Annotated in this window: 6 protein-coding genes; 4 read left to right on the top strand and 2 right to left on the bottom strand. The window is 59.2% G+C overall.

Annotation, left to right across the window (positions count from 1 at the left end):
• Positions 1-405, bottom strand: a 405-nt coding sequence (locus WA354_RS00475) for a hypothetical protein (RefSeq protein ID WP_472811041.1), incomplete at its 3' end; no start/stop codon positions are given.
• A gap of 95 nt (positions 406-500) precedes the next feature.
• Positions 501-1,283 carry an enoyl-CoA hydratase-related protein gene (locus WA354_RS00470; protein WP_472811040.1) on the bottom strand — a complete coding sequence of 261 codons (783 nt, stop codon included), beginning with the start codon at positions 1,281-1,283 and terminating at the stop codon, positions 501-503.
• Between the two features lie 432 nt (positions 1,284-1,715).
• Between WA354_RS00470 and WA354_RS00465 the strand changes: the two genes are divergently transcribed.
• The 4 genes from WA354_RS00465 to WA354_RS00450 are packed head-to-tail and all read left to right on the top strand — an operon-like array spanning position 1,716 to position 6,189.
• Entirely contained in the window at positions 1,716-4,565 is a 2,850-nt protein-coding gene (locus tag WA354_RS00465; RefSeq protein ID WP_472811039.1) for a sensor histidine kinase, read from the top strand.
• Positions 4,565-5,218 carry a response regulator gene (locus tag WA354_RS00460; protein ID WP_472811038.1) on the top strand — a complete coding sequence of 218 codons (654 nt, stop codon included), beginning with the start codon at positions 4,565-4,567 and terminating at the stop codon, positions 5,216-5,218. Before WA354_RS00465 ends, WA354_RS00460 begins: the two co-directional genes overlap by 1 nt.
• Before the next feature lie 11 nt (positions 5,219-5,229).
• Positions 5,230-5,742 carry a hypothetical protein gene (locus WA354_RS00455; RefSeq protein WP_472811037.1) on the top strand — a complete coding sequence of 171 codons (513 nt, stop codon included), beginning with the start codon at positions 5,230-5,232 and terminating at the stop codon, positions 5,740-5,742.
• Positions 5,743-5,790: 48 nt separating this feature from the next.
• A complete protein-coding gene (locus WA354_RS00450) occupies positions 5,791-6,189 on the top strand; it encodes a DUF805 domain-containing protein (RefSeq protein WP_472811036.1) in 399 nt (132 codons plus the stop codon).
• Positions 6,190-6,205: the final 16 nt, after the last annotated feature.

Raw genomic sequence — 6,205 nt, 5'->3', positions numbered from 1 at the left:
GCCATACTGCCACGCGCCCGGCGGCACGGCCACCATCGCGTCGGTCAGGTCCTTGGGACGGATTTCGATCTCCTGCCGTCGCGCGGCTTCCGGGCGCAGCATCGTGCCTTTGCCCACATCGCTGGTGTTGGCATCGGATTGCACAATACGCAGTGTGATGGCATCCGCCGCCACCACAAGAAATGGATTGGCCCAAACGGAAGGGTCGTGCACATCCACGTACATGCTCTTCGTCGGTAGCGGGATATGACTGAGGGCCTCACGCTGCTGGTCAGTGGTGGTGGCGCGCGCCTGCGCGGCAGCTTGCGCCTGGTGCTCGGCGTTTACAGCGTCCTTGGCGACGCCGACAACCGCCTGCTCCTCTTTATGGCAGGCAACCAGGGCAACCGCAAGAAGCGCGGTCATCGCTGCAATTCCAGTAGCTTTTGAACGGGGGATCACCCTTCAAGAATATCAGGGGCCTGCGATCCAGTTAACACAGCTGGCCGATCTCGCAGCTCTCACTGGCCTTTCCACACCGGTTTTCGCTTCTCAAGGAAAGCCGTGGTTCCTTCAGCTTTGTCTGCGGTGTCGCATAAGTGCCCAAATCGATCCGCTTCGCGCAGCAGGGCAAGGTCAAGCGCCACATCAAGGCCCTCATCCACAACGCGCAGAGTCTCCGCGATCGCCAGGGGCGCCTGCGCCGCAATTTCACCGGCGAGAGACTCAGCCCGCGACAGCAATTCGCCTGCGGGCACAACCTCGTCTACCAGCCCGATACGCAACGCTTCTGGCGCATCGATGATCGCACCGGTCAGCAGCAGTTTGAGCGCCGCGCCGCGTCCCACCAGCCGTGGCAGGCGTTGCGATCCGCCGTAGCCCGGAATCACGCCTAGCTTCACCTCCGGCTGTCCGAACTTTGCGTCCTCGGCTGCGATCCTCAGAGTGCATGCCATGGCCAATTCGCACCCGCCTCCCAGCGCAAATCCCCTCACACAGGCGATGACAGGCTTCCCGAGGGTTTCAATTTTGCGGAAAACCGCCTGGCCGCGCAGCGAAAATGCTGTCCCTTCACCGGCTCCGACAGCTGCCAATTCGCGGATGTCCGCGCCTGCCGCAAAGGCGCGCTCTCCCGCCCCGGTCAATAGCACCACACGCACTTCGCCATCCGAGGCCAGTTGGTCGAATGCGGAATCAAGTTCGGTAAACGTCACCGCGTTCAGAGCGTTCAGCACTTTGGGCCGGTCGAGCGTGACTGTCGCCAGAGGCCCGCGCTTATCCACGCGAATATTTTCGTAGTCCATGCGAAAACGAGGGTAGCAGAATCGATCGCGACGCACCTGCTGAGCAAAAGAAAAGGGCGGCGCCGATGTCGGCCCGCCCTCAAATTTATATGCCAGAAATGTACAAGCTAATTTCAGGAGGCAGTCTTAGAGTAGCGAGATCGCGGTTTGGCGTCTTGAGTACTTCGGACGACCCCAGCCTCCACCATTGGGTGGAGATGTCTCGAGAACTAGCATTGTGAATTAAAAGGACTTCTGCGAATTCGGGCTGCTGGGCTGATAATCGGAGTAATGCTCCAGCAGCGTCACATTTCTGGCCCAGTTCTGGATTAAGCCGCCTTGCTGCGAATCGAAGGGAATCCGACCGCTCAGGGCCCGCTACAAGCGCGCTCGTCTCCGGCTTCAGGCTGGGCTTCCGCACCTGCGCGCTCTGGTAGCTGGTTGCTGGCATGCTTGCTCGCTTTTGTATCTCTTGCTCCAGCGCTCGAGCCAACCACTCCGCTCGGCAGCTACGGCCGCCAATCGTGGGTCATGGAGAACGGGCTTCCGCAAAATACTGTCCAGGCGATTGCACAAACGCGGGACGGATTCATCTGGCTAGGCACTGAGGTCGGCCTGGTTCGCTTTGACGGCAACAGCTTCGTCCTTTTCGATCAGAACTCCAAACCTGGCCTTCCCGGAAACGATGTGCGCTGCCTGCTCGCGACAGACGACGGCGCCCTTTGGATCGGCACCAGCGACGGGCTGGCTCGATGGAAGGATGGGTCGGCCTCAACATTCACCTCTGCCAACGGACTGCCTGTCAATTCCATCCGCTCAATGCGTCAGGATCAACAGGGCATGGTCGTCGTCTCGACGGACCACGGCCAAGTTGGTATGCAGTACACGGGCGGCGACATCGGCATAAATGGGATGAGCATCAAGCCAGTCCCGAACGACAATCCCCATGGTCCTCCCGCGCTCTACCGGGTCGAGATAGGCAACGGTGCTCGTATCCTGGTCAACAGAACCGCCCTTGAAGTATCTGAAAAGGAACGTGATCAACATTGGGCCGTCGGCAAAGACCTTCCCGGTTCACGCATCCAGGCGGCATACGCCGACCGCGAAGGCACACTCTGGATCGGCACCAACGGCGGCCTTGTCCGCTATTCCTCAGGCAAGATTGACCGCTTCCCGGTAACCGACCCTCTCGCAACTTCCTCCATCCTCTCCGTCATGGAGGACCGCGAAGGCAATATCTGGGTCGGCACCGAAACCGGGGGCCTCCATATCCTGCGTGATGAAAGATTCCGAATCTTCGGCACGCGAGACGGGCTATCCTCGGACGCCACAACTACCGTCGTAGAAGACAACGCTGGCACGCTTTGGGTGGGGACAAGTGGAATCGGGCTCGACGCCATCACCCGCGATGGAACTTCCATCAGCAAAGTCAAGACTCTGGAAGTGAAGGACGGACTCTCGAGCGATGTGATTCTTTCGCTTGCTGCGGCACCAAACGGCGATCTATGGGTGGGCACCCCGGACGGATTAAACCGTGTTCGTAACGGCGCGGTCAGTTCCTTAACCTCAGCGGACGGCTTGCCCGATGACTTCATCCGGTCGCTGCTGGTGGACGCTGATGGTTCGCTTTGGATCGGTACGCGCCGCGGCCTCGCGCACTGGAAAAACAATCTTTCGCAGATGGACATCTTCACACAGGCGAACGGCCTCGGGAGCGACCTTGTAGGCGCGATGGCTCGCGATACCCAGGGCAACCTCTGGATAGCCACGCTCGCTGGCCTCTCACGGATTCAGGGCGGACCGAATCCGTCTATCTCCAATTTCACTGCAGCAAACGGGCTGTCGAGCAACGTAATTACCGCGTTGCTTCCCCGCAGTAATGGAACCCTGCTGATCGGCACGCAGGATCATGGGTGGAATTTGTGGGATGGGCAGCACTTCTCCCCAGTCGCAAACACCGGTCTGAATCGCACAACCATTCACGCGATTCTGGACGACGAACGCGGCCACCTTTGGTTCGCCACGGGCAACGGTATTGCGCGTTGTGATTGCGACATGGTCGGCGGCTGCTCACACTGGATGGAGTTCGGCCCCGCCGACGGACTGCGCGGACGCCAGATGGCGACAAACAGCCATCCTTCCGCATGGCGCTCACGCGACGGCTGGCTCTGGTTTGCCACGCCGAAGGGATTGGTTGCGGCCGATCCCGCTCACTTTCCCGTCAATACTGTTCCGCCGCCGGTCGCGCTTGTACGCTTCGCAGCCGACGACGTCGACCTGCCATTGCATGGAGCCGAGCCGTTGAAAGTTCAGGCAGGACATAATCACTTCCAGTTCGATTACGCTGGACTCAGCTATACCGCTCCGCAGAAGGTCCGCTATCGCTTCATGCTTGAGGGCTTCGACCATCAATGGACGGAGGCCGGCGCAAGGCGCTCTGCGTACTACACGAATATTCCGCCGGGCCAATATATCTTCCGCGTTCAGGCCGCCAACAACGACGGCGTCTGGAATGACGAAGGAGCAGCGCTTGCGTTTACCCTGCAGCCACACTTCTACCAGACCGTATGGTTCTACATTTTGCTGGCTGCACTGGCCGCCGGCCTCATCGTCCTCCTTCTACGCCTGCGCCTGCTGCGCGCAAAACGACAATTCGACGCCGTCCTTGCAGAGCGCACGCGCATCGCACGCGAAGTACACGACACGCTCGCGCAGGGGTATGTCGGAGTATCGGTTCAGCTTGAAGTGCTGTCCGAGCTTCTCCGTCACAACAACGCTGAAGCTGCGATCAAGCACCTCGACACGGCACGCCAGCATGTTCGCGAAGGATTGGCCGAGGCGCGCCAGTCCATCTGGGCATTGCGCTCGCAAGATACCGGCGAGAACACTCTCCCCGTCAAATTGCGCCGTGCCACCGAGCTGGCGAACGGAAATGGCATCGAAGCGACCTTCAGTCTTTACGGCGCCTATCGGCCAATGCAGCAGGAGATGGAACGCGAATTCCTCCGCGTAGGACAGGAAGCCATCCATAATGTGAAGAAGCACGCCGGAGCCAGCCATCTCGCTGTTCAGCTTGAATACGGACCGGCTGAAATCGCGTTGGTTGTGCGCGACGATGGACGAGGCTTCGAGGTGAACGAAACGGCTGATTCGCCTCCCGGCCACTATGGACTGACGGGAATGCGCGAGCGCGCAGAGGCGATTGGGGGCACGCTTGAAGTCGCGAGCGAGCCTGGATTTGGCACAACAGTGCGCCTGCAAGTGATGACGCCGAAGGAAGCGCGAGAAAGATCGGGGGAGTGATGGCGGCACAGGAGAATATTCGCGTCCTCGTGGTGGAGGACCATCACGTGGTGCGGCAGGGCCTGGTGGCCCTTCTCAATGTGGTGGAAGGAATCGAAGTGGTCGGTGAGGCTGCCGATGGTGTCGAAGCGATCGCGCAGTTCAGGAAATACCAACCGAATGTCACCCTGATCGATCTGCGGATGCCGCGACTCTCCGGCGTCGAAGTGATTCAGCGCATCCGCATGGAGACGCCCCAGGCGCGCTTCATCGTGCTCACCACCTACGACGGCGATGAGGACATCTTTCGCGCGCTCCAGGCCGGTGCTCGCGCTTACCTGTTGAAAGGCATGACAACCGATGATCTTGTTTCGACCATTCGCACCGTGCATGCGGGCAGATCGCATATTCCACCCGCAATCGCCCAGCGTCTGGCGGAACGCGTCGGAACAGAGGAACTGACGCCCCGCGAATTCGATGTGCTTGAGCAGATCGTGCATGGGTGCAGCAACAAGGAGATTGCTACCGTGCTCGATATCTCCGAAGCCACTGTCAAAACGCACATCAATAGCCTGCTCGGAAAACTGGGTGTGACCGATCGGACCCAGGCCGCTACCGCCGCGATTCAGCGCGGCATTGTTCCATTAGAATCTCTGCGAAAGCCGAAGCCATAAACAAGGTGATTATGAAACGAATTCTTCTTCTTGCATTTATTGCTGCAGCTATCGGAACTCTCACCCAGGCGCAGAAACCCGCCTGGCGGCAGGCCTCCGACACGGAACTGGCTTCACTGCTGCCGGCCCGCGCCCCCGTGATCAAGGAACACATTGAAACCGAAATGCGCACCGCCAGCGGCATCGTTGACGGACAAGGCCGCTACATCGCAGGCGTTGTGCTCATTACGGCCGGCTACAGCGCTGAAGGCAAGTACTCGCATTTCCTTGTCGTCCAATCGCCGATCAAGATCGGCGGCGTGGATCTGAAGCCCGGGGAGTACATTTTCGGATATACGCATGCTGGAGATGTGCTTAACGTGCACTTCAATGACGCAGCTACCGGGACGCTGGTGGGAACAACGGATGCCCACCTGATTCCGTCAATCAAAGGCGTAACGAACCTGCATATATGGCCTCCGGCGACGAGGACTATCATCCAGATCGGTCGCTTCGGCATCCCCTATGAATTAGGCGAGAAATAGTACCAAACAGGCGATGGGTACTGTCGGCAAGTGAGAACGGAGGAGATCATGGCGTGGTACCTGCTGGCTTGGCAAAGAGCGACCGATTTCAGCGGCAGGTCGCGGCGCACCGAATACTGGATGTTCCAGTTATTTAACTTTCTCGCAGCTCTCGCGCTCGGTCTCGTGGCCTTTGGATGCGGCGCCATCGTGGGCGAAAAGGAAGGCATCAATGCGTTTGCCATCTGCATGGGAATGTTCGGCGTGGTGAGCTTTATTCCGGCGCTGTCGATTACCATTCGCAGACTACACGACATCGGCAGGAGCGGCTGGTGGTATTTCATCGCCTTCGTTCCCCTGATTGGCGGCATCATTTTGTTCGTATTCATGCTGCTGGACAGTGACTCCGAAAGAAATGAGTATGGCCCGAATCCGAAGATTCCAGGCCGCGTCGGTGTTATCACCTGATCGTCCTTGTCTGAAC

This window comes from Occallatibacter sp. (genome assembly GCF_049802275.1).
Classification (GTDB): domain Bacteria; phylum Acidobacteriota; class Terriglobia; order Terriglobales; family Acidobacteriaceae; genus Telmatobacter.
This window is presented reverse-complemented; position numbering and strand designations above follow the sequence as displayed.

Bases quoted from the DNA above. Each gene is read 5' to 3' on its own strand.
- WA354_RS00470 (WP_472811040.1), bottom strand. From the start codon at position 1,283: ATGGACTACGAAAATATTCGCGTGGATAAGCGCGGGCCTCTGGCGACA.
- WA354_RS00460 (WP_472811038.1), top strand. From the start codon at position 4,565: ATGGCGGCACAGGAGAATATTCGCGTCCTCGTGGTGGAGGACCATCAC.
- WA354_RS00455 (WP_472811037.1), top strand. From the start codon at position 5,230: ATGAAACGAATTCTTCTTCTTGCATTTATTGCTGCAGCTATCGGAACT.
- WA354_RS00450 (WP_472811036.1), top strand. From the start codon at position 5,791: ATGGCGTGGTACCTGCTGGCTTGGCAAAGAGCGACCGATTTCAGCGGC.